Genomic DNA, 22,414 nt, shown 5'->3' with positions numbered 1-22,414 from the left:
GTGGAAGAGGGTACAGATCGAGTCTTCGAATGGAACGTGGCGGACTGGGAGCTCGGGCCGGAAATCAATCCCGCGAGTTAGTGTCCGCTTCCCACCCCATACCGGACAAAAAAAACGCTGTCCTACATGACCCGGCTGTGCCAGCCTCCATCCCGGCTCTTTCAATATGTGGACAAAAGCGCTCGCGCCCCGCCCTGGGGATGCGGGCAGCAAGCGCGGGCAGCCTATCCGCCCGGCGCGGCAAACCGGCGGCTGCACAAGGCTGACCTTCACTGACCTTTGGATGAATTGCGCGGGGGCAGTGCCGACCGCTCACCAGTGGTGGTGCCTCAGCGCCGCCGATGGTTCGCGTGGCAAATCGCGACCGCCAGCGCGTCGGCGGCATCCGGCCCCGCGACCTTCGCGCCGGGGAGCAGGACGCGCAGCATCGCCTGCACTTGCTCCTTCGCCGCGCCGCCGGTCCCGACGATCGCCTTTTTGACGAGGCGCGGGGCATATTCGGTGACGGCCAGCCCGCCGCGCGCACAGCCGAGCAGGACGACGCCGCGCGCGTGGGCGAGCTTCAGCGTCGATTGCGGATTGTCGTTGACGAACACTTCCTCGACCGCAGCGCATATCGGCGCATGATCGGCGATCACCGCCGCGAGCGCGGTGTCGAGGTGCGAGAGCCGGTCGGGCAGGGACGCCTTCGCGTCGGTCTTCACCTGCCCGTTGGCGATGTGGCCGATCCGGCTGCCCTCGACGCGGATAACGCCCCAGCCAGTGCAACTGAGCGACGGGTCGAGACCGAGGATGATCAGCCGAGCTTCTCCATCACCGCGTCGGGGATTTCGTAATTGCCCCATACGGTCTGCACATCGTCGTCGTCGTCGAGCGTGTCGATCAGCTTGAACAGGGTCTGCGCGGTCGCTTCGTCGGCGACTTCGCTCTTCAGGGTCGGGCGCCACGCCAGCTTGACGCCTTCGGCCTCGCCGAGCTTTGCCTCCAGCGCCTTGGCGACTTCGTGCAGGCTGTCGACGCTGGTCCAGATGTCGTGGCCATCGTCGGACGATTCGACATCGTCGGCGCCCGCGTCGAGCGCGGCTTCGAACACCGTGTCGGCGTCGCCGGCGCCCGCGCCGTAGCTGATCATGCCAAGGCGGTCGAAGCCGTGGCTGACGCTGCCCGACGTGCCGAGGTTTCCGCCATTCTTGCTGAACGCGGTGCGGACGTTGGTCGCGGTGCGGTTGCGGTTGTCGGTCAGCGCCTCGACGATCAGCGACACGCCGCCGGGGCCATAGCCTTCGTAGCGGATTTCTTCGTAATTATCGCCGTCATTGCCTGCGGCCTTGTCGATCGCGCGCTGGATATTGTCCTTCGGCATCGACTGCGCCTTGGCGGCGTTGACTGCGGCGCGCAGGCGCGCGTTCGCGTCGGGGTCGGGCAGGCCCATCTTCGCCGCAACGGTGATTTCGCGGCTAAGCTTCGAAAAGAGGCTGCTGCGCTTTTTGTCCTGCGCACCCTTGCGGTGCATGATGTTCTTGAATTTACTATGGCCGGCCATGGCTCTCTTCTTTTTGGCTGGGAGGAACTGGAGGCGCGCTTACATCATGACCGAGCGTCAAAGCAACCGCTGCCACCACCCGACATCACGCCAGCCCCTCATTTTCCAGCCGACCTCGCGGTAGATACCGATCGGGGTGAAGCCCATTGCTTCATGCAAGCCGATGCTTGCGTCATTCGGCAGGGCAATTCCCGCAAAGATCGCGTGGACATCGCGATTCTTGAGGATCGGGAACAGCGCCTCGTAAAGCTGCCGTCCAATACCCGCGCGAGCGAAAGCCGCATCGACGTAAACCGTGACATCGGCCGAGGTCGCGTAGGCTTCGCGCGTGCGGTGCGGGGAGCCATAGGCATATCCCGCAATTTTGCCTTTAACCTCCGCCACTAGCCAGCCGTGGCTGGTCCCAAAATCCGCTATCCGGCGTGCCATTTCCGCCGCGTCAGGCGGATCGCGCTCGAAACTGACCCAGGTGTCCGTGACGTAGGGTGCGTAAATCTCGGCGCATGGCGCGGCATCGGTCAGAGTTGCCGGGCGGATATCGGTGCTCACCCCAGCGTAACTGCCGTCCCGCTCGCCGACACCATCAGCATCGACCCGTTCTGGCCGAGCACTTCATAGTCGAGGTCTACGCCGACCACCGCGTTGCCGCCGAGGCGCGCGGCTTCGGCTTCCATCTCGGCGATCGCTTCCTTGCGCGCGCGGGCGAGGACATCTTCATATTTGCCTGAGCGGCCGCCGACGATGTCGGTGATCGACGCGAACAGGTCGCGGAACAGGTTGGCGCCAACGATCACCTCGCCGGTGACGATGCCCAGATATTCGCGGACCGGATGGCCTTCGACAGTGTTGGTCGTGGTACTGAACATCGTCACTCTCCTGGCTGTGTAGAGGGTTGGCGTCAGTCGATCCCGAGCGCCGATTTATAGACGTCGAGGATCGCTTCCATTTCCTTGCGGTCATGAACCGGCAATTTGCGCAGGCGCACGATCTGACGCATGATCTTGGGATCGTAACCCTGCGATTTCGCTTCGTTATAGGTGTCGCGGATATCGTCGGCGATGCCCTTTTTCTCTTCTTCCAGACGCTCGATGCGCTCGATGAAAAGACGCAGCTGTTCGTCGGACACGGTGGCTTCGCTCATTTTATACTCCGCTGGGATGAAAGGTCAGGTGGCGAGAATCGCCTCGGCGCGTCCCTAGCGAGGTCAGGGATTCTTCGCCATGCTTTCTTCCATCCGCGCGAGCTGTTCGGGGGTAGCGGCGGTGTGATAGCGCGCTTTCCATTCCGCCGTCGGCATTCCGTGGACGACCGCGCGGCCCGTCTCCCTGTCCATGTCGGCGGCCTCGGCGATCCAGTCGCCAAGGCAGTTGCGGCAAAAGCCCGCGAGGCCCATCAGGTCGATGTTTGCGGCATCGTTGCGATGCTGGAGCAGGCGGACGAGACGGCGGAAAGCTGCGGCGGCGGCCGCGTCGTCAAGTTGGTCGAGGGCGTCGTTCCCGGTCGTCTGATCGTCGCTGCAGGACATGCTGGCTCCTTTGATGATTGAATAGCTATACGGTTGTTGCCTTGACCGCATCAAGGCGGCATTGCCCTTACGTCCCCCAATCGTCGGAGCATTTGTGGTTCAGAGCTTTACCCCCCGCCAGCGCAAGGTGCGCATCCTTGCTACGCTTGGCCCGGCGAGCGCCAATGCCGAGATGATCGCCGAACTGCACCGCGCGGGCGCCGATGCCTTTCGCGTGAACATGAGCCATGGCGATCACGCCGGCCATGCCAAGGTGATCGCCGCCATCCGCGCGCTAGAGAAAGACACCGGCCGCCCGACGACGATCCTCGTCGACTTGCAGGGGCCGAAGCTGCGCGTCGGGACCTTCAAGGATGGCCCGGCAGAACTGGTGAAGGGCAAGCCCTTCGTCCTCGACACCGACAAAACGCCGGGTGACGCGACGCGTGTCCACCTGCCGCACCCTGAATTGTTCGCGGCGGCCGAACCCGATACCCGCCTTTTGATCGACGACGGCAAGCTGGTGCTGCGCGTCAAGAGCGTGTCGCCGGACCGGCTCGAGACCGTGGTTGAGGTCGGCGGCAAGATTTCGGACCGCAAGGGCGTCAACGTCCCCGACGTCGTCGTTCCGCTCGCCGCGCTTACCGAAAAGGATCGCAAGGACCTGACCTTCGCGCTCGAGCAGGGGGTCGACTGGATCGCGCTCTCGTTCGTTCAGCGGCCCGAGGACGTCGCCGAGGCGCGGCGGCTGATCGGCGGCAAGGCGGCGCTGCTCGTGAAATTCGAAAAGCCGTCGGGGGTGCAGCGGATCGAGGAAATCCTCGAGCTTGCCGACGCAGCGATGGTGGCGCGCGGCGACCTGGGCGTCGAACTGCCCCCCGAGGCGGTTCCGCCGCTGCAGAAAAAGATCGTTGCGACTGCACGCCGCATGGGCAAGCCGGTCGTCGTTGCGACGCAGATGCTCGAATCGATGATCGTCTCGCCGTCGCCGACGCGCGCCGAAGTGTCCGACGTTGCGACCGCGGTCTATGACGGAGCCGATGCGATCATGCTGTCGGCCGAGACCGCGGCGGGCGCCTGGCCGGTGGAAGCTGTCACGATGATGGATTCGATCGCGCGATCGGTCGAGAGCGACCCCGACTACTACCGCCGCCTGCACTTCACCGAGACGCAGCCCGACGCGACGACGGCCGACGCGCTGGCAGAGGCGGCGGGCACGATCATCCAGACGATCGCCGCCGATGCGATCATCTGTTTCACCGCGTCGGGTTCGACCGCGCGGCGCGTCGCGCGCGAGCGGCCGGGCGCGCCCTTGCTCGTGCTGACGCCGAAGCGCGAGGCGGCGCGGCGCATGGGGCTGCTCTGGGGCGCGCATGCGGTGCCGACCAAGGACATCGGCAGCTTCGAAGAGATGATCGCCAAGGGCAAGCGCATGGCGCTGCGCCACGGCATCTGCAAGGCGGGCGCCAAGCTGGTCATGATGGCAGGCGTTCCGTTCGGCACGCCGGGATCGACCAATGTGCTTCACGTCGCGACGCTGACCGGCGACGAACTGCGCGGGTACAGCTGACCAATACTCCTCCCTGTGCCGTAGGCATGTGGAGGTGGCAGCGAGAAGCGCTGACGGAGGGGCGATTGCGCGACGTCGCCGCCCCTCCACCATCCTTCGGATGGTCCCCCTCCCCACGGCTTCGCCGCAGGCAGGATGAAGATCGATTCAAATCGGCACAAAAGTTACCGGCCGATTCACAAAATTTTCCCGCTGATTCAGAACGGGACGGACTAAAATGGTAAATGCACTTTGCACCATTGACGCCGCGCGGCATAGTTGGTGCAAATAGCACGTCGGACCCGCGTCGGGGGGCTCCGCATCGCTAGTCCGGAGGTTTTTTCCGCGTGTCCGCACCATTCCGTTTTCCGCGCTTTTTTGTGACGAGTCCCGCACCTTGTCCCTATCTGGCGGGCAAGACCGAGCGAAAGGTTTTCACCGAGCTTGGCGGCACCACGGCGAACGAACTCAACGATGCGCTGGGCCGCATCGGCTTTCGCCGCAGCCAGTCGGTCGCCTATCGCCCGAGCTGCGCCGATTGTTCGGCATGCGTGTCGGTGCGCGTCTGCGCCGCCGAATTTGCGCCGAGCAGTTCGCAGAAACGAAACCTGCGCCGCAACGGCGACCTGGTCGCGACCGCGTGCAAGCCGTGGGCGACCCAAGAGCAATATGCGCTGCTGCGCGCCTATCTCGCCTCGCGCCATCCCGACGGCGGCATGGCCGACATGGACGAGCAGGATTTTGCCGACATGGTCGAGCAGACGCCGGTCGACAGCTATATGGTCGAATATCGCGAACCGACCGCGGACGGCAGCAAGGGCCGCCTTGTCGGCTGTTGCCTGACCGACCGGCAGGGCGACGGGCTTTCGATGATCTACAGCTTTTTCGACGCGGCGCATCCGATGCGCGAGGGGCTGGGCACCTATATCATCGCCGACCATGTCCAGCGCGCGGCGCGCGCCGGGCTGGCCTATGTTTATCTCGGTTACTGGATCGAGGGGTCGGCGCGCATGGCTTACAAGGCGCGCTTCCGCCCGCTCGAAAAGCTCGGCCCCGATGGATGGACACGTTTCGAGCCCGGCGCGCCACAACGCATTTCCGAGATGTTCGAAATGGCGTGACCGGTATTGATTGAGGGGTGGGGAGTCCTCATTCTCTAAATTCGTTATATTCCATGGGATCAGTCAGCTTGTCCTTGGTGCCGAGGCAAGTGACGTAGGTCATTCGATCGTCAAGAACGATTGCACCGGCATCGAACGGCCTTGGAAACCACACGATGCAGACCGAATTATTCGTCATCACATATTTCGGGTAGTGAGATTTGGTCAGTTGCTCGCGCCGCAGGTCTCGCTCCTTTTGCACCGTCGCGCGGCTATTATCCAAAAGCTGAAGGATGATCGGGTTCGTTGAAAAATCCGCATCACCCGCGTTATGTTCTCCCGAATCTTGGGAGCATGCGAGAAGGGCCGATACGATACCCAAACCGAAAACTGGAGACCGCATCTTCTTCAATTCGATGGCCCATGTGATGCCCATAGGTGATGGTCACCACCTCAGCGACATTTAGTCAATGTCCGCAATCGGTCGCAACCGGCCATTCCATTATGCCCTCCCCGCGACAAGTTGCGAACGTCTCGCAGTTTTGCCTCCCCGGTTGACCTTTTCCCGCTATCAAGGGCATAGCTCGATGAAGGACAGGATAGTCCGGGTCGCATCCATGGTTATGTCGCTTAGGGGTAAGCGATAAGGGGGAATGGGATGCCCGTGCATGCGTTCGCCAGTATCTTGATTGCGCGCTTTCGCTATGTCTGCGGAGGCGTGACCGCATGAGCGAGCCGGTCCCCCCCGACCGCGTAAAGGTCGCGATCATCGGGTCGGGGCCGGCGGGGCTCAGCGCGGCGTCGCGCGCGGGGCAACTCGGGCTCAGCCATGTCCTGCTCGAAAAGACCGACCATCTCTCCGACACCATTTTCAAATATCAGAAGGGCAAGCGCGTTCTCGCGACGCCCGAGCGGCTCGATCTGCGGTCGGACTGCCGCTTTGCAGAAGGCGCGCGCGAATATATCCTCGGCAATTGGGACGAGGATGCCGCGAACAATAAGGTGAATGTGGCGTATCACGCCGATGTCGCCGAGGTGACGGGCGAAAAGGGCGCCTTCGCAATTAAGACCGCGAAGGGCGACGTCTTTCACGCCGAAAATATTGTGCTGGCGATCGGGACGCAGGGCAATCCGAACCGGATGCGCTGCGAAGGCGCCGACCTGCCGCACATCATCTACCAGGTCGACGATCCCGAGGATTTCAAGGACAAGCATATCACCGTCGTTGGATCGGGCGACGCGGGGATCGAAAATGCGCTGGGGGTAGCCGAGGAGGCGCTGGAAAACACCGTCACCATCCTGAACCGGTCGAAGGATTTTGCGCGCGCCAAGGCCAAGAATGTCTCCGACATGATGGAGGCGGGCGAGAATGGGCTGATGTCGATCCGCACCGAAACGCAGCCAAAAAAGGTCGAACCCGGCTGGCTGACGCTCGACACCCCCGACGGCGAGGAACGCATCCCGTGCGACGTCATCGTCGCGCGGCTGGGGTCGGTCGCGCCGCGTGCTTTCGTCGAATCAATGGGGATCGAGTTTACCGGGCCTGATCGTGAGGCTTTTCCCAAGCTTTCGCCTACCTTTGAATCGACGGTGCCCGGCATTTTCGTGATCGGCGCGCTCGCGGGCTATCCGCTGATCAAGCATTGCATGAACCAGGGTTATGACGTCGTCGAGTTCATTAATGGCAATACGGCGCTGACCCCCGCCGACGAAAAGGATCTGGCGGCGATCTTTGCGGGGCTGCCGCAGCAGAAGTCGGTGAGCGACTGGCTCGACTATCTGCGCGAGCGGGTGAGCATCTTTGCCGATGTCTCGCCGCTCCAGATGCGCGAGTTCATGCTCGATTCGAAAGTCGCTTATTACCGCAAGGGCGAGGTGGTGTTCGAAAAGGGCGAGCCGGGGTCGTCGCTGTTCGCCATCGCGGATGGTTTTGCGGAGGTCGAGGTCGCCCCCGGCGTCACCGTGCCGATCGAGCAGGGTTCGATTTTCGGCGAGGTCGGGCTGATCTCGGGGCGCAAGCGCGGCGCGACGATCCGAGCGGGCGCCGACAGCATCTTTGTCGAAGTGTCGCGCACGGCGGCGCTAAAGCTGATGGCGGCGGTGCCGGGGGCGAAGCGCGCGATCAACCGCATCTCGCTCGAACGGCAGTTGCTGCAAATCTTCAAGGGCGGGCTGACGGTCGAGGATCTGGCGCCGGTCGTCGAGACCGCCGAGGTCGAGCGCGTGTCGGCGGGCAAGGTCGTGCTGACCGAGGGCGAGCAGGGCGACGACGTCTACGTCATCCGATCGGGCTCGATGGTCGTCGAAAAGGACATCGGCGGCAAATCGATCTTCCTCCGCTACCTGCCCGCGGGCAGCTTCTTCGGCGAAATGGGGGTGCTGAGCGGACAGCCGCGCAATGCCACGGTCAAGGCCGCGGTCGGCAGCGAGGTCATCAGGCTGACCGGCGACAGTTTCCGCAAGATGCTCGCCGCGCGGCCGCAGGTGCGCGAGGCGACCGAGGCCGCGGTGGCCGAGCGAGCGGCGATGAACGGCTTTATCGAATCGCGCAAGGCGAGCTACTCAAGCGCGGTCGACCTTTATTCGGACACCGCCAGCTTCATCATGAAGGAGGGGCTGGGCGAGGCGACCGACGCGCTGCTGATCGACGAAAATCTGTGCGTCGGCTGCGACAATTGCGAAAAGGCGTGCGCTGACAGCCACGAAGGGCTGTCGCGGCTCGACCGCGAGGCGGGCAAGACCTTTGCGCATTTGCATGTCCCGACCAGCTGCCGCCACTGCGAGCATCCGCATTGCATGGCCGACTGTCCGCCGAACGTCATCCACCGCGGTCCCGACGGCGAAGTGTTCATGGAACCGGGCTGCATCGGCTGCGGCAATTGCATGCGCAACTGCCCCTATGGCGTGATCCGCATGGAGGCGGCGCCGCCGCCCAAGCCGGGGCTTTTGAGCTGGCTGTTGCTCGGCAAGGGGCCGGGACCGGGCGAGCCCTCACCCAAATGGACGAAGAAGCAACTCGGCGACGAAAAGCCCAAGAAGATCGCGGTCAAGTGCGACATGTGCAAGGGCATCGCAGGCGGACCGGCGTGCGTCCGCGCCTGCCCGACCGGCGCCGCGATCCGCGTCTCGCCCGAGGAATTCCTGTCGATCGCGCGGCTGGATGAGGCGACCGACTGATGGCGAGTCTGTTTCAGCGCCGCCGTAGCAAGGCAACGCAGGTCGAGCGGGTGCGCGAGCGCCAGCATGAGGGCTTCCTGCGCTATGCGGGCTTTCGCTGGGCGAAGATTTCGGGCGGGCTGTGCCTGCTGATCATCATCAGCTACGCGCTGGTCGACGTGACGCCGCGGCACAATGGCGGCAGCTGGTACGGCTATACGCTGGGGACGATCGGCGCGCTGCTGATCCTGTGGCTGACCGCGCTCGGCTATCGCAAGCGCCGGATGACGAACGATTATTGGTCGCTCAAAGCCTGGACCTCGGCGCATGTCTATCTGGGGCTCAGCCTGATCGTCATCGGCACCTGGCACACCGGGTTCCAGCTCGGGTGGAATGTCCACACGCTCGCGTGGGCGCTGATGATGCTGGTGATCCTGTCGGGGCTCTATGGCGTCATCGTCTATGCGACCTTGCCCGCCGCGCTGTCGAACAATCGCGAGCAGATGACGCAGATGCAGATGCTGGAGGCGATCCGTGCGTTCGATCGCCAACTTCACAACGCCGCGCAGCCGCTGACCGCCACGGACAGCGCCGCGGTGCTCGCCTCGCTCGACCAGGATCCGTTTGCGGGCGGCGCGTGGGCGCGGCTGCGCGGACGCTATCCGAACTGCGCGACCGCTGCGGCCCGGGTTGCGCTGGCGGCATCGCAGAGCAGCAACGCCGACGCGCGCGCCAAGGTCGCCCAGCTGTTGTTGCAAAAGGAGGCGGCGCTGGCGCGGCTGCGCGAACATCTTCGGCTGCGCGCGCTTCTCGAAATCTGGCTTTACGTGCATGTGCCGCTGACCTTTGCGCTGATCGCGGCGCTGTCGGCGCATATCATCAGCGTCTTTTTCTATTGGTGAGGCGCAGACGATGAGCTTCATCCTCCGCCGCATCGCGACGACCAAGACGGGCAAGCAGATCGTTCGCGACCAGCCGCTGCCCGGCGACACGATCACGCTGGGCCGCGACAGCGCGAACACCATCCATGTCGCCGACCTGGCGGTGAACCCGCATCATGCGACGATCAGTAGCACCGACGGCCGGACCGTTCGCGTAACCGCGCAGGAAGGGCTGGGGTTCGACCTAAACGGCCGCACCGAAACCGTCGCCGACATCGACAGCGCCGCGGGCGCCGAGCTGCGGTTCGGCGGCCACCGGCTGACGATCGCGCGCGAGGAGGACAAGATCATCCTGCTCGTCGAGCGCATCGACGAGCTGTCACAATCGTCGAAGGACGTCGACGAGGTAAAAGCCTTTTCGCTGCAGGGCGTTATGTTGAGCAAGCGGATGGGAGCGTGGGTTTTTGCCGCGCTGATGCTGGCAGCGTTCCTGATTGGGCCGATCTGGGCCTGGTACAGCTATAAAAATGTCGATGAGCGGCCGGGCGGTTATCATGCCGACAGCGCGTGGCTGTCGGGGCCGCTGTCGAGTGCGCACGCCAACCTGAAGAATGATTGCCAGTCGTGCCATGTCGAGCCCTTCGTCGCGGTGACCGACAAGGCGTGCGTCAATTGCCACACCGGCGAGCACAAGGCGATGAGCATGGCGCATGCAGGGGCGCCGACCGCGATGCTGCTCGCTGCGCGGCACCCGCCGGGGGTGGGCGAGAAGATTCTTGCGGGCTTTGCCAAGACCTTCAACAAGCCGCAGGGTCGCTGCGTCGATTGCCATACCGAACATGAGGGCGCGGGACCGATGGCCGCGACGCCGCAGAAATTCTGCGCCGATTGCCATGACGGAATGCAGGGCCGGCTGAAGGCCGCGGGGCATCCGACGATGCTGGCCGACGCGGCCGATTTCGGCACCGGGCACCCCGAGTTTCGCCCGCTCGTCCGCGCCGCGCCGGGAGCGAAGCCGGCGAGAGCCGCGCCCGGAAAGGGAACGGTCGATTACAACGGCCTGAAATTCCCGCATGACCTGCATTTGCAGGCGACGGGCGGGGTTGCGCGCATGGCGGCGAGTTTCCGCGGCCGCTATGACTTCGGCAAGCAACTCGAGTGCGAGAATTGCCACCGCGTTGAAGCCGACGGGGTGCGCGTCAAGCCGGTCGAGATGGAACGCGACTGCGCGATGTGCCACAGCTTGGCGTTCGAAACCGTCGGGGGGGTGACGCGGACGCTGCGCCACGGCGAGCCCGATCAGGTCGTCGCCGACCTCACCGCCTATTATCGTTCGACTCCGCCGTCGCGGCCGCTCCAGCTTGGCGGGATGCAGCGGCGACGCCCCGGCGCCTATGCCGAGGGTCAGGTCTATAACATCTATTTCAACGAGGTCGCAACACGGCCGAGCCGCGCGCAGGATGCGGTGCGCGCGGTCTTTTCAAAAGGCGGCGCCTGCTACGACTGCCACACTATCTTCACGCCGCAGGCGGGCAGCGGCTGGCGCGTCGCGGCGGTCGACCAGACGCCGCGCTACCTGCAAAAGGGCTGGTTCGACCATGACGCGCACAGGGAAACCGCCTGCGCCGACTGCCACACCGCCGCGCCCGCGTCGAAAGCGTCGAGCGACCTGCTCGTCCCGGGCCTGCGCCAGTGCCGCGACTGCCATGTCGGCGAGGGCGGGGCGCGGCTGGTCAAGGTCGAAACCGCGACCGAATCGCCGTGTGCAATGTGTCACGAATATCATTCGGACGGTGGCAAACCGTGGATGCCGCCGCGCCAGCGGAGAAAAAATACCGCCGCAATCACAAATAAACCCCTTGCCGGTAGCTATGGTGTGAGCATGATCACAGGAACCGGGGGGCGGGGCCTCTACGAAGTGACATGGCGCACACCTGCCTTGCACGCGGCAAGGCGGGGCGGGTAGGGTTTTGGGTCGTCGGACCAGACCGGCGAAAGCAGGGGGCGGATATGCTGATCGCGCAGATCACCGATATCCATATCGGGTTCGATCCGGACAATCCGGCCGAATATAACCGCAAGCGCCTCGACGAGGTGCTCGACGTGCTGATCGAGGGGCCGAACCGGCCCGACCTGTTGCTCGCAACGGGCGACATCACCGATCGCGGCGACGAGGACAGCTATCGCCGCCTCGCCACCGCCTTTTCGCGTTGCCCCTTTCCGGTTTGGCCGAGCGTCGGCAACCACGACCTGCGCGACGCTTTCCATGCACGCTTCCCCGGGTTCGACGACGGCAATGGTTTTGTCCAATATGCGATCGAACTTCCCGAACTGCGGCTGGTGACGGTCGATACGCTGGAGGAGGGGCGCCATGGCGGCGCTTTTTGCGCGGCGCGCGCCGCCTGGCTCGACGCCGAGCTGGCGAAGGATCCGGCCAAGCCGACCTATATCGTCATGCACCACCCGCCGGTCGAAAGCGGGATCGAGTGGATGAATACCGATCCCGACGAGCCGTGGGTCGCGACCTTTACCGAGGTCGTGCGCCGCCATCCGCAAGTGCGCGGCCTGATTTGCGGCCACCTCCACCGCTCGGTGACCGTCGCGTGGGAGGGGCGCACGATCGCGATCTGCTCGTCGACCGCGCCGCAGGTCTCGCTCGACCTTCGCCCGATCGACGAGGACAAGCCCGACGACCGCCCGATGATCGTCGCCGAAGACCCCGCCTATGCGCTCCACCGCTGGAACGGGCGCGAACTGGTGAGCTTTTACGACCATGCCGGCGCGCATACGATGCTCGCCAAATATGACGAGCGGCTGCAGCCGTTGGTACGGGAGTTGAAGGCCGAGCGACCGGGTTAGCGGCCGCCCGGCGGGGCGATGGGGAGATCGCCGCCTTTTTGGGGACGCCGCCGGGATTGGGGAGGGGGAACCATGAAAAAGTCGACTGTCCTTGCATCGGCAGCCTTGGCGATGCTGCTCGGGGGTTGCGCCAGTCTGGGGCTGAAATCGGTGCCATGGCCGACAAGCACCGGACTTTACGACCGTGAAGCGGTCGAATTTCTGCGCGGAGCGCCGGCGGTAGGTACCGAGCCCGGCCCCGATCTTCACCCCAAGCCGATGGCTGACGACGGACGCCTGGTTGGACTCGTCGTGTCGGGCGGGGGAGCGCGGGCGACGAGTTTTACGCTGGGCGTGCTCGAAGGCTTGCAGGAAGTCGGGCAGGCAAGCGGGACCGATGCGCTCGCCCGGGTCGATTTCATCTCGTCCAACTCGGGCGGCAGCTGGGGCGTCGCGGCGTGGCTTGCCCAGAGCGCCCGCGCCGACGCGCCGTTCGACCTCCACGCCGAGGGGCCGCGAATTCGCGCCGAGCTGGTGGACTTGAGCAAGGACACGGTCCCCTGCTGGTATCGGGCGATGCGCCGTGCGCCCTTCGGCGCCGTGACGTTGCGCGAGATTTATCCGGCGGGCCGCCGCCACCCCCTGCCGCGCGTCTTTTTCAACGCGTCGATGCTGCCGGCGCAATCGCCGTTCGTGTTCACCCAGGATTTTGTCGACCATTATCAGGTGGAATCGGTCGGCGCCTGCAGCGACGAGCCCAATGTGCCGATCCGCGCCATCGGCGACATGCCCCTGGCGTTCGCAGCCTCGACCAGCGGATCGGTACCGGGCTTCTATCATGCCTATGCTCAAACCCGCTTGTGCGACGCTGCCGGATCGGCGCGGCCGGCGTCCTTCTGTCATCCGAACCAGAAAGGGCGCGCCCGGTCGTGGCTTCGCCTCGCCGATGGCGGGCTCTACGACAATATCGGTTACAAGACCGCGTTCGAGGTCATGGCGGCGGCGCGCGCCGACACCCGCTATTCCAGTCGCGGGCTGATCATCATTAACACCAATCCGACGCTGGACGAAAAGACAATCGTCCCGGCGAAAAAGAGCAGCAGCTATGTGAAATCGATCGCGATCAACGGATTTTTCGCTGTCCAGGACTCGACTTTCGAGCGGCTTTACAAGCCAATGTTCGCAGCGGTCGGGGCCGAGACCCCAGTCCTTCTCGATTTTTACAGCACCGCGGGATTCGACGAGGCCGATGCCGTCCATCTGCGCGGCCTGAAATATCTCGCCTATTATGCGGCGCACAATGTCAGCTGTTATCGGGGCGATGTGAAGTATAAGGCCAAGCGCCGCAAATTCCCGCCCGACAGCCAGATGCCAACGGTGGAAGCCAGCATCGAGGCGCTCAAGGACCTTGGCGGCGATTGCCTGTCCGAAAATTTCTACCGCACCGGGACGTTGGGCAAGACGACCTACAAGATCGATCCGGTCCTGGCGCGCGTCTTCTGGGAGTTGGGCATCTTGGCGGTTCGCATGAACAGCGCGAAGATCAAGGCCGCGACGGGGCTGACCTGACCCGCCTGCTCAATAACCCAGCGTCAGATCGACGCGTGGTTCCACCGGCTCGCCCTTGTGCCAGCGTTCGAGATTTTCGAGGAAACGCTGGGCCGAACGGACGAACATCTTGTCCTGCGCGCGGCCCGACAGGTGCATCGTGATATGCGCATTGTCGAGGCTCCACAGCGGATCGTCGGACGGCAGCGGTTCGGGCGTGGTGACATCGAGGAAGGCCGAGGCGATTTGCCGCGTATCGAGCGCGGCGACGAGGGCATCCTGATTGACGACGCTGCCGCGCGCGATGTTGATCAGCGTCGCGGTGGGTTTCATCGCGGCAAGTTCGGCGGCGCCGATCATGCCGTCGGTTTCGGCTGTCGCGGGGACCGCGAGGATCACCCAGTCGAAATCGCCGAGCTTAGAGCGCCACTGGTCGGGGGTCAGCGTGTTGGGGCCGGGTGAACGGCGAACGATCGTCACATCGACCGCAAAGCCCTTCAGCCGCTCCTCGATCAGCTTGCCGATCGCGCCATAGCCGAGGAGGAGCGCCTTCGAACCGAAGAGTTCGACCTTGCCGGGCGAGTCCATCAACCATTCGCGGCGTTCCTGCGCCCGCACGACTTCGCGATACCCCTTGGCGACGGTCAGCATCCCCATCACGACATATTCGGCAATGGTGATCGCGTTGATCCCTGCGCCGTTGGTAACCACCGTTCCGCGCTGCCCCAGTAGGTCGAGCGGCATGCCGTCGACCCCGGCGTAGATCGAATTCAGCCATTTGAGGTTCGTCGCCGCGGCGATGACGGCGGCCATGTCCTTCTTGTCGTACATGTCGAACCAGCCGATCTCGGCCTGCGGCGCGAAGTCCAGTGCCTCGTCCTTCGACTGGAAGAAGCGGGGTTCGACCCAGTCCGGCAGGCGGTTTTCGACGAGCGGACGGATCAGGCCCGACAGGACGGTGACGGTTTTGGTCATTGCTTTGCTCTCCCACTTCCGTTCGCATCGAGCGAAGTCGAGATGCCCATCGATAGCGCGCTCCCTCCGGGTGTCTCGACTTCGCTCGATGCGAACGGGAAGACGCGCCGGTTAGTTATCCAGCCGCCAGTCCCAGCCGAGCGGGTCGCCGTCCATCACCTCGACCCCTGCGGCGGCGAGTTCCTCGCGGAGCGCGTCGGAGGCGGCGAAGTCCTTCGCGGCGCGCGCTTCCTTCCGGCGCGTCAGGATGGCGTCGATTTCGCCCTCGGCGATGGTGGCGGCCTTGGGCCGGACGCGGAGGTCGGCCCGCTGGGTCGTCAGCAGGTCGAGACCGAGCACCGCATCCATCGCGGCGAGCGTCGCGCGCTTCTGTTCTTGGTCGATCTTTTTCATCCCTGCCGCCTCTTCGAGCAGGGTCAGGGCAACCGCAGTGTTGAGATCTTCCGAAATCGCGGCGTTGAATTTCGCAAGCAAATCGGTGAGGCGGCGGTCGGCCGGTTCGGCGGCATCGACATCGCGGACCGCCGCCGCCGCCATCAACAACCGCTTCAATCGCGTCAGCGCCGCCCCGAGCCCCTCCCACGAAAATTCCAACTCGCTGCGATAGTGCGCCTGCAGGCACATCAGCCGATAGGCGAGCGGGTGATAGCCGCGATCGACGAGCAGTTGCAGGCGCAAAAATTCGCCGGTCGATTTCGACATCTTGCCGCCGCGGTCGATCAGGAAATTATTGTGCATCCATATCCGCGCGCCCGAATGGTCGGCGCAATCGAGGCTACCGCAGCCCCGATATGCCTGATTCTGGGCGATCTCGTTCGGATGGTGAATTTCGCGGTGATCGATACCGCCGGTGTGGATGTCGAAGGGCATGCCGAGTTCGGCTTCGCCCATCACCGAGCATTCGAGGTGCCAGCCGGGTGCGCCTCGGCCCCAGGGCGAATCCCATTCCATCTGGCGCGTCTCACCCACAGGCGTCTTGCGCCAGATCGCAAAGTCCGCCGCGTGGCGCTTGCCTTCGACTTCTTCGATACGGCCTTCGCCGTCGTCGGTGACGGCGCGCGCAAGCCGGCCATAGTCGGCCACGGTCGACACGTCGAAATAGAGGCCGCTATCGAGCTCATAGCAATGGCGGTCGGCGATGCTTTTTGCGAAGTCGATCATCTGCGGCACATAGTCGGTCGCGACCGTCCATTTGGCGGGGTCGCGTACGTTGAGCCACGACAGGTCGCGTTTGAATTCCGCGGTGTAAAATGCCGCGATGTCCCATGCCGTCTTTCCCTGCGACGCGGCCGCTTTTTCCATCTTGTCGTCGCCGGCGTCGGAATCAGATGTCAGATGCCCGACGTCGGTGATGTTGATGATATGGCGGAGCACATAGCCTTTGAATGTCAGCGCCCGGCCGAGCGTGTCGGCGAAGACATAGGCACGCATATTGCCGATGTGCTGGAAGTTATAGACCGTCGGCCCGCAGCTGTAGACGCGCGCTTCGCCGGGGTGGACGGGCTCGAAGATTTCGAGGCTGCGCGTCAGGCTGTTGAACAGCTTGAGCGGAGGGTGAGGGGCGTCGGTCATCCTCGCGCCCATGCCCCGTCCAGCGTGTCAGCGTCAACCGAAACGCGCGCGCCGGCTCACTGCGCCGCGGGGCAGGTGCCGCCCGACGCGCTTCCCGGATCGCAGCTGTCGAATTCGGGCGTCCACAAATCGTCGTTGCCCGCGCCGGTCACCGGATCGTCGAGCAGCGGCTCGCCGCTCAGCGGATCGAGATCGCGCATCGTGATCAGCGATTGGGGCAGGTTGTTGCCGTCGCCCTTTCCGTCGTCATCAGTCTTGACCTCTTCCTCGATCACATCCTGGACCGGGAAATTGTCCACTTGGGTCGGCAGGTTGCAACTTCCGGTGGCTGCGATCAGGCAACCGTTGAACGTTGACCGCGGATCGAAGCTTCCTGGTACCGGGGCCTCGCCCGCGATCGTCAGCAGCGGGATCGTGTCGAGCCCCGTGACCTGTCCGTTTGGCCCGAGGTGGACGCCGTTGATGACGATCCGCGACGGGCCTTCGGTAAGCACGTCGAGCCCGCCGGCGCCAAAGGTCAGTCCGCGCCGCTGGGCGAAATCGGTGCCGGCGCCGCTGTTCTGGACGTAGAAGCCGCCCACGACCTCGGCGCGGATTCCGCGCGCGAAGAGCGCGCCTTCGTCGAGGAGGACGCCGTCATTCTGGGCGAGGCGCGCCTCGATCGCATCGGTGGTTGCCGCAGCGCCGACATCGGCGATCGCTTCGGCGGTCGCGACGATGATGTCTTCCGACGCCAGGTTGAGCTGGCCGGCGGGGGCATTGCCATTGAGCAGGCGAACGCTGCCCTGGCCGAGAATGACTTCCAGCGCCTCGCCGGCGAACAGGTTGAGCGCGTTGGTGTCGGTGAGCCCGGTCAGCTCGACATTGCCGACCACGCGCATCTTGCCCGGCGTACGGATGGTCAGCTGGCCATTCGCGCCGAGGTTCGAACCCGCCGCGCCGCCGGTCATGGTGAAACTGTCGACGATGACGTCGGGGGGCGTGGCCGATCCGACCGATCCGCCGCTGGCCGCCTCCACCTCCGGCGCAAAAATCTCGACATCGCTGCCAAAGACGCGGGTCAGCTCGTCGGCGTCGATGTGATAGCCGTTCGGCGTTCCGGTGCCGCCGACGAAGGTCTGGTTGTCGGGATTGTTGTTCGCGATCGATACCGCGCCCGTGGTCCCCGCAGTGCCGACGCGGCCGGTCGATGCGATGTCGATATTGGCCGAGGCGAGCGCGATCGACTGGCCGGTGACGGTGCCGGTGATGCCGAGCGACGTCCGTGCGGTCGCCGACAGGGTGCCCGCGACGTTCACGGTTTCGAGCGTCATGAAGCCGCCGCTCGCCTCGAGCGCGGCGCTTTGCGCGGTCAGCGTGGTGATGCCAAGCCGTTCGCCGCTGCTCGAAAATTCGGCGCGTCCGGCGATGTTGCCGTCGATCACGAACAGGTCGCCGCCGCGCACGATCGCATCGCCGACATCGGTGGTTATAGTCGAGAAAATCATGCTGCCGCCGTCGATGGTGATCGAATCGGCGCTCGCATCGATATTGCCTGACGATACCAGCGTGTTCAGCGCGATCGCGCCATTGTCGCTGTTGAGCGTCGTCGTGCCAAGGGCGAACAGCTCGTCCGCCGCGATGCCGGTCGCGCCATCGATCGCCACATCGTTGCCATAGATGCCCCCGACATCAACCGCCCCCCCCGCGATCAGCGAGATGTCGCCGAGCGCATTCATGCGCCCGCCGGCAATGTCGTTCGCCGAGGCGATGGTGATATTGCCATCGGCCGCCAGCGTATCGATCGCGTTGCCCCCGGGCGTCGACAGTGCGGCCAGGCTCACGGCGTCGGCATTGATCACGATATTGCGATCCGCCACGATCGTGCCGTCGACGGTCGTTGTGCCCGAGGTTGTCACGAGCACATCGTCGGCCGAATCGAGGCCGGCGAGCGTTGCGCCGGCTGCCTGGACGCTGATATCGCTGCTGCCGCCCGTCGCGCCGAGGCCTAGCGTCGTCCCGTTGCTCAGCGCCGCATTGCCGCCGGTGGCGAGCAACGTGATATCGTCGCCTGCCGAGAGGCCCGCCGCGTCGATCGAGCCGCCGGTCGATGTCACGGCGATATCCGAGCCGTTGATCGACGACACGCCTTCACCCTGCATGATCGTGAAGCCGCTGCCGGGCAGATAGTCCAGCAGATGCGTGTCGGCGCCGTTGCCCGTCGCGATGACATTGTTCGCGGTCACATTGCCGCCGGCGCGAATATCGACGTCGTCGCCCGCGGTAACATTGGTCAGTGCGGCCGTGGTGCCAGCGCGGACGAGCAGGTCCTCGCCCGCCGTACCGCCTGCGATCGCCGCGGACCCGCCCGCATTGATGCCGAACATGCGCGCGGCGGCGCTGTTCGCCAGCACGACATTGCCGCCCGCATCGACGAACAGATTGCCGTCCGCCGCGGTCCCGTTGGCGGTCGCCGATGCATTGACATTGCCGCTCGCAGTCAGGCTGACGTCGCCACCGGCCACATAAGTGCCGGTCAGGTTCCCCGCCGCCGATATCGCGATATTGCCGGCAAGATCAGCCTGGTCGATCGCGGCGGTGGCGCCGCTGGCCGTGGCAAAGAGCGAGGCGTCGCCCTCAACCGTGCCGGTAATCGCGATGCTGTTGCCGTCGAGGGTGATATTGTCGCCAGCGCCGATATCGACGCCGCGGATGCCTTCGGCGCCGGCGGCGGTCCCCGACGCCGATATGCCGACCGTCGTTCCGGCATCGATTGCATCGAACACGACATCGCGGCCGACGATGCTCGTCGTCTGGCCCGACCGGAGCGTGCCAGTGGCCGCGATGGCGCCCGCGGCGGTCAGCGACAGATTGTCGAAAGCGTCCATCGCGCTGCCGCTGATGTTCCCCGTCGAGGCGGTCAGCGCGATATTCGACTGGTCGGCGGCCGTCGTGGTGATCTGCAGCGCATCGATGCCCGCCGTTATCGGGCCGTAAATCACGCTCCGCCCGTCGGGGCCGGTGCCAGTTGTCGTCAGACCGTTCGCCGAAATGCTGCCCGCCGCGGCCGCGCTAATGTCGTCGCCGGCCGTGATATTGCCCAGCGTGGCGTTGGTGCCCGCGGTCACGAACACATCTTCGCCCGCGGCCGCATTGCTGATCGATGCGGCCTGTCCGGCGCGCACGCCCAACATGGTTGCCGCGCCGCTGTTCGACAGCGTGGCATTGCCGTCGGCGTCGGCCAGCACATAGCCTTCGCTGATCCCGTTCGGACCGACATAGCCGCCGCTGGCGACCGCGGAGGCCGTGATATCGGCGCCCGAAGTCAACAGGATATTGCCGCCCGAAACATAGGCGCCGGTCAGGTCGCCGCCAGCCGATATCACGATATCGCCCGCGATATCGGCCTGGCCGATCGCGACGGTGTCGCCGCCAAAGGCGAACAATCCGGCATCGCTTGTCACCGGGCCATCGACCGCGATCCGGTTCGCCGACAGGTTGATGTCGCCGCCGGCCGCGATGCTGCCTCCGTTGATCTCGGGCACGGAGCCAGCCAGCCCGGTCGCGTTGAGCGAGACCGTCGTCCCGGCCGTGATGCTGTTAAAGGCGATCGTTTCGCCGCCCACCGACACGAGGCCGCCTGCGGTGGAATTGCCAAGGTCGACGCCCGTCGCCGAGGCGATTACGATATCGCCGCCGGTGATGATGGAATTGAGTCCGGTGCTGAAACCGGCGACATCGGCCACGAAGTCGCTGTCGGCCTCGGCATGGTCGACGCGGGTTATTCCCGCCGACAGGACGATATTGCTGCCGTCGCCTTCATTGTCGAGCCCGGTGCCGCGGCTGAACGCGTTGCCGATGGCGGCGTCGCCGCCATTGCTGACGCGAATATCGTCGCCGGCGTCGAGTCCGGCGACATCGACGGCGTCGACCGCCGCGATCCCGATGTCGTGGCCCGCAGTCAGCGTCCCGGTTGCCGTGAAATCACCGGCGTTGGCGGTGGTCGCGATATCAGTCCCGGCGGTTATCGCGGCGAGGGCGAGATTGCCGCCGGTGACTGTCGTCGCCTGCCCCGATTGCAGCAGGCCGGTCGAGGTCACCGCACCGCCCGCCGTGACTGTGAGGTTGCCCGATGCGTTGCCGCTGTTGGCGGCGATGCTGCCGCTTGCCGCGGCCAAGGTGATATTCGCTCCGTCGGGCGCCGAGCTCGTCACGCCGAAACCGACGAACGAGACCGGATCGTCGTTGTAGAAAAGCGTCTGCCCATCGGGGCCGGCGCCGGTCGTCAGCAGCCCCGATGCCACAATATCGCTGCCGGACAGGACGGTCAGGTCGTCGCCCGCGCCGACGTCGGCCAGCGTCGCAAGGCTGCCGCTCCGTACCAGCAGGTCTTCGCCCGCGGTCACCGAAGCCAGCGAAACCGATCCGCCGGCGTTGGCGCCGAACATGCCCGACGCGCTGCTGTTCGCGAGGATGATATCGCCCGCCGCTTCGGCGAACACGCTCGCCGCGATCGGCGGGCCGCTGCTCGAACTTTGCGAGCCGATGGCGTTGGCGGCGGCATTGATGTCGGCGCCCGAATTGAGGCGGATGTCGCCCCCCGAATTATAGGTGCCTCCGATATCGCCCGTCGCCGAAATCGAAATGGGGCCGTCAAAATTCGCGAGGCCGATCGCGACATCCCCAGCATAGCCGTTCGCAAACAGAGCGCCGGTTCCGCTGACCGTGCCGGTGATCGCGATGCCTGCGGCGTTGAGATCGACATTGCCGCCCGAATTGATCGACCCGCCACTGATGCCCAGCGCGCCCGGCACGTCGTCGTTGGCGTTGAGAAAGACCGAGTTGCCCGCGTCGATCATGTTGAAGACGATCGACAGCCCGCTAACCGAGACGAAGCCGCCCGCTGTCGAATTGCCGAGATCGACCGTGCCGGGCGTGGTGACGATGATATCGCCGCCGGTGATGATCGAATTGGGCCCGGTTCGGAAACTGGTGCCGGTCGCGGTGAAATCATTGGCCGCTTCGGCATGTTCGACCGCCGCCGCGCCCGTTGCGCCGATGACGATATTGACGGCGTCGAGCTGGTCGACGCCGATCGCGCCGAGCGTCGAGGTGAGCGACAGGGTGCCGCCCGATGCCAGCAAGCTGCCCGGGGCGCCGCTGATGCCGCCGGCGGTTGCGGTCAGGTTACCGCCCGCGCGGATCGTCGGGGCAATGCCCTCGCGAAAATCGTGGCGGATATCGATCTGATCGGCCGCATCGATGGTCAGGATGCCATCGACGTCGACAATGCCGTTCGACTGCGCATAGGCGCCGAACGAGCTGTCCGTCGTGAACGTCACGTCGCCCTGGCTGCTGATCGTGCCGCCGTTCATCGCAAGGAAAATGCCCGCTGGCGCAACATCGGTATCGTTGTTGGTCGGATCGGCAAAACCCGCAGCCTCTGCATCAAGGCCAAGGAAGTCGATATTGCCTTCTGCTCGCAGTTCGATGCGCCCCGCGACATCGCCATTGGCGTCGATTTGGGTATTGCCGAGCGTGATCGTGCCCGCGCCGGCCGGGCCGTTCAATGCCTCGATCACGACGCGCCCGCCGGTCGTGGCCAACGAGCCGCCGCCGGTGCCGTCGCTGCCGCCGCCATTGCCGATACCCCCCGATCCGCCCGTGCCTGATACGCCGCCGACGCTGATCGCGACCGCTTCGCCATTCGAACTGAGGGTGCCGCCGTTGGTAACGAGGTGAAGCGTGCCACCTGAGCCGCCTCCGCCG

The 22,414-nt window shown here is 64.9% G+C and carries 17 protein-coding genes; 7 read left to right on the top strand and 10 right to left on the bottom strand.

All coding sequences use genetic code 11. The annotated features are described in order from the left end of the window. Positions 1–329: 329 nt before the first annotated feature. From ruvC to ATE71_RS20850, 6 genes are all read right to left on the bottom strand, one after another. Positions 330–800: a crossover junction endodeoxyribonuclease RuvC gene (gene ruvC / locus ATE71_RS20875; protein ID WP_058805247.1), complete on the bottom strand. Its 471-nt coding sequence runs from the start codon at positions 798–800 to the stop codon at positions 330–332. Next, positions 797–1,543: a YebC/PmpR family DNA-binding transcriptional regulator gene (locus ATE71_RS20870; protein ID WP_058805242.1), complete on the bottom strand. Its 747-nt coding sequence runs from the start codon at positions 1,541–1,543 to the stop codon at positions 797–799. The genes ruvC and ATE71_RS20870 overlap by 4 nt, the downstream gene beginning before the upstream one ends. Positions 1,544–1,600: 57 nt before the next feature. Further along, complete coding sequence (locus ATE71_RS20865) at positions 1,601–2,092, bottom strand: arsinothricin resistance N-acetyltransferase ArsN1 family B (protein ID WP_058805240.1); 492 nt, start codon at positions 2,090–2,092, stop codon at positions 1,601–1,603. After that, positions 2,089–2,409 carry a heavy metal-binding domain-containing protein gene (locus tag ATE71_RS20860; protein ID WP_058805245.1) on the bottom strand — a complete coding sequence of 107 codons (321 nt, stop codon included), beginning with the start codon at positions 2,407–2,409 and terminating at the stop codon, positions 2,089–2,091. Before ATE71_RS20860 ends, ATE71_RS20865 begins: the two co-directional genes overlap by 4 nt. A 32-nt stretch (positions 2,410–2,441) precedes the next feature. Further along, positions 2,442–2,684 carry a DUF2312 domain-containing protein gene (locus ATE71_RS20855; RefSeq protein WP_037555168.1) on the bottom strand — a complete coding sequence of 81 codons (243 nt, stop codon included), beginning with the start codon at positions 2,682–2,684 and terminating at the stop codon, positions 2,442–2,444. Positions 2,685–2,747: 63 nt separating this feature from the next. Further along, on the bottom strand, positions 2,748–3,068 hold the full coding sequence (locus tag ATE71_RS20850; protein WP_058805239.1) for a DUF1244 domain-containing protein: 321 nt from the start codon (positions 3,066–3,068) through the stop codon (positions 2,748–2,750). 94 nt (positions 3,069–3,162) lie between these two features. Between ATE71_RS20850 and pyk the strand changes: the two genes are divergently transcribed. Together pyk and ATE71_RS20840 are read left to right on the top strand one after the other, a co-directional pair. Further along, positions 3,163–4,617 (top strand): pyruvate kinase, encoded by a 1,455-nt coding sequence (gene pyk / locus ATE71_RS20845; RefSeq protein WP_058805236.1) that lies wholly within the window; start codon positions 3,163–3,165, stop codon positions 4,615–4,617. Positions 4,618–4,943: 326 nt separating this feature from the next. Further along, positions 4,944–5,717, top strand: a complete 774-nt coding sequence (locus tag ATE71_RS20840; protein ID WP_058805235.1) for an arginyltransferase — start codon at positions 4,944–4,946, stop codon at positions 5,715–5,717. Positions 5,718–5,745: 28 nt separating this feature from the next. On the opposite strand, the gene ATE71_RS20835 is transcribed toward ATE71_RS20840, so the two are convergent. Then, on the bottom strand, positions 5,746–6,132 hold the full coding sequence (locus ATE71_RS20835; protein ID WP_058805234.1) for a hypothetical protein: 387 nt from the start codon (positions 6,130–6,132) through the stop codon (positions 5,746–5,748). A 290-nt stretch (positions 6,133–6,422) separates the two neighbouring features. Here ATE71_RS20835 and ATE71_RS20830 point away from each other — a divergent pair, with 290 nt between their 5' ends. The 5 genes from ATE71_RS20830 to ATE71_RS20810 all read left to right on the top strand — a co-directional run bounded on the left by ATE71_RS20830 (position 6,423) and on the right by ATE71_RS20810 (position 14,140). Then, positions 6,423–8,873, top strand: coding sequence for a cyclic nucleotide-binding domain-containing protein (locus ATE71_RS20830; protein ID WP_058805233.1), 2,451 nt, complete (start codon positions 6,423–6,425; stop codon positions 8,871–8,873). Continuing rightward, positions 8,873–9,754 (top strand): hypothetical protein, encoded by an 882-nt coding sequence (locus tag ATE71_RS20825; RefSeq protein WP_058805232.1) that lies wholly within the window; start codon positions 8,873–8,875, stop codon positions 9,752–9,754. The genes ATE71_RS20830 and ATE71_RS20825 overlap by 1 nt, the downstream gene beginning before the upstream one ends. Before the next feature lie 10 nt (positions 9,755–9,764). Continuing rightward, positions 9,765–11,699, top strand: a complete 1,935-nt coding sequence (locus tag ATE71_RS20820; protein WP_058805231.1) for a cytochrome c3 family protein — start codon at positions 9,765–9,767, stop codon at positions 11,697–11,699. A 44-nt stretch (positions 11,700–11,743) separates the two neighbouring features. Further along, positions 11,744–12,592 (top strand): metallophosphoesterase, encoded by an 849-nt coding sequence (locus tag ATE71_RS20815; RefSeq protein ID WP_058805230.1) that lies wholly within the window; start codon positions 11,744–11,746, stop codon positions 12,590–12,592. 72 nt (positions 12,593–12,664) lie between these two features. Next, entirely contained in the window at positions 12,665–14,140 is a 1,476-nt protein-coding gene (locus tag ATE71_RS20810; RefSeq protein WP_058805229.1) for a patatin-like phospholipase family protein, read from the top strand. Positions 14,141–14,149: 9 nt separating this feature from the next. Here ATE71_RS20810 and ATE71_RS20805 read toward each other — a convergent pair whose 3' ends face one another. The 3 genes from ATE71_RS20805 to ATE71_RS20795 all read right to left on the bottom strand — a co-directional run. Next, positions 14,150–15,094, bottom strand: coding sequence for a D-2-hydroxyacid dehydrogenase (locus tag ATE71_RS20805; protein WP_058805228.1), 945 nt, complete (start codon positions 15,092–15,094; stop codon positions 14,150–14,152). Between the two features lie 111 nt (positions 15,095–15,205). Continuing rightward, entirely contained in the window at positions 15,206–16,666 is a 1,461-nt protein-coding gene (gene cysS / locus ATE71_RS20800; protein WP_058805244.1) for a cysteine--tRNA ligase, read from the bottom strand. Positions 16,667–16,722: 56 nt separating this feature from the next. Then, positions 16,723–22,414: beta strand repeat-containing protein (locus ATE71_RS20795; RefSeq protein ID WP_058805227.1), on the bottom strand; the 5,692-nt coding region annotated here is incomplete at its 5' end.

This window comes from Sphingopyxis sp. H115, from assembly GCF_001468465.1.
Lineage (GTDB): Bacteria > Pseudomonadota > Alphaproteobacteria > Sphingomonadales > Sphingomonadaceae > Sphingopyxis.
This window is presented reverse-complemented; position numbering and strand designations above follow the sequence as displayed.

What these genes read in the sequence shown, in the direction of transcription:
- ATE71_RS20870 (WP_058805242.1), bottom strand. Translation starts at nt 1,543, where the DNA reads ATGGCCGGCCATAGTAAATTCAAGAACATCATGCACCGCAAGGGTGCG.
- ATE71_RS20860 (WP_058805245.1), bottom strand. Translation starts at nt 2,409, where the DNA reads ATGTTCAGTACCACGACCAACACTGTCGAAGGCCATCCGGTCCGCGAA.
- ATE71_RS20855 (WP_037555168.1), bottom strand. Translation starts at nt 2,684, where the DNA reads ATGAGCGAAGCCACCGTGTCCGACGAACAGCTGCGTCTTTTCATCGAG.
- ATE71_RS20850 (WP_058805239.1), bottom strand. Translation starts at nt 3,068, where the DNA reads ATGTCCTGCAGCGACGATCAGACGACCGGGAACGACGCCCTCGACCAA.
- ATE71_RS20835 (WP_058805234.1), bottom strand. Translation starts at nt 6,132, where the DNA reads ATGGGCATCACATGGGCCATCGAATTGAAGAAGATGCGGTCTCCAGTT.
- ATE71_RS20830 (WP_058805233.1), top strand. Translation starts at nt 6,423, where the DNA reads ATGAGCGAGCCGGTCCCCCCCGACCGCGTAAAGGTCGCGATCATCGGG.
- ATE71_RS20825 (WP_058805232.1), top strand. Translation starts at nt 8,873, where the DNA reads ATGGCGAGTCTGTTTCAGCGCCGCCGTAGCAAGGCAACGCAGGTCGAG.
- ATE71_RS20820 (WP_058805231.1), top strand. Translation starts at nt 9,765, where the DNA reads ATGAGCTTCATCCTCCGCCGCATCGCGACGACCAAGACGGGCAAGCAG.
- ATE71_RS20815 (WP_058805230.1), top strand. Translation starts at nt 11,744, where the DNA reads ATGCTGATCGCGCAGATCACCGATATCCATATCGGGTTCGATCCGGAC.
- ATE71_RS20810 (WP_058805229.1), top strand. Translation starts at nt 12,665, where the DNA reads ATGAAAAAGTCGACTGTCCTTGCATCGGCAGCCTTGGCGATGCTGCTC.
- ATE71_RS20805 (WP_058805228.1), bottom strand. Translation starts at nt 15,094, where the DNA reads ATGACCAAAACCGTCACCGTCCTGTCGGGCCTGATCCGTCCGCTCGTC.
- cysS (WP_058805244.1), bottom strand. Translation starts at nt 16,666, where the DNA reads ATGACCGACGCCCCTCACCCTCCGCTCAAGCTGTTCAACAGCCTGACG.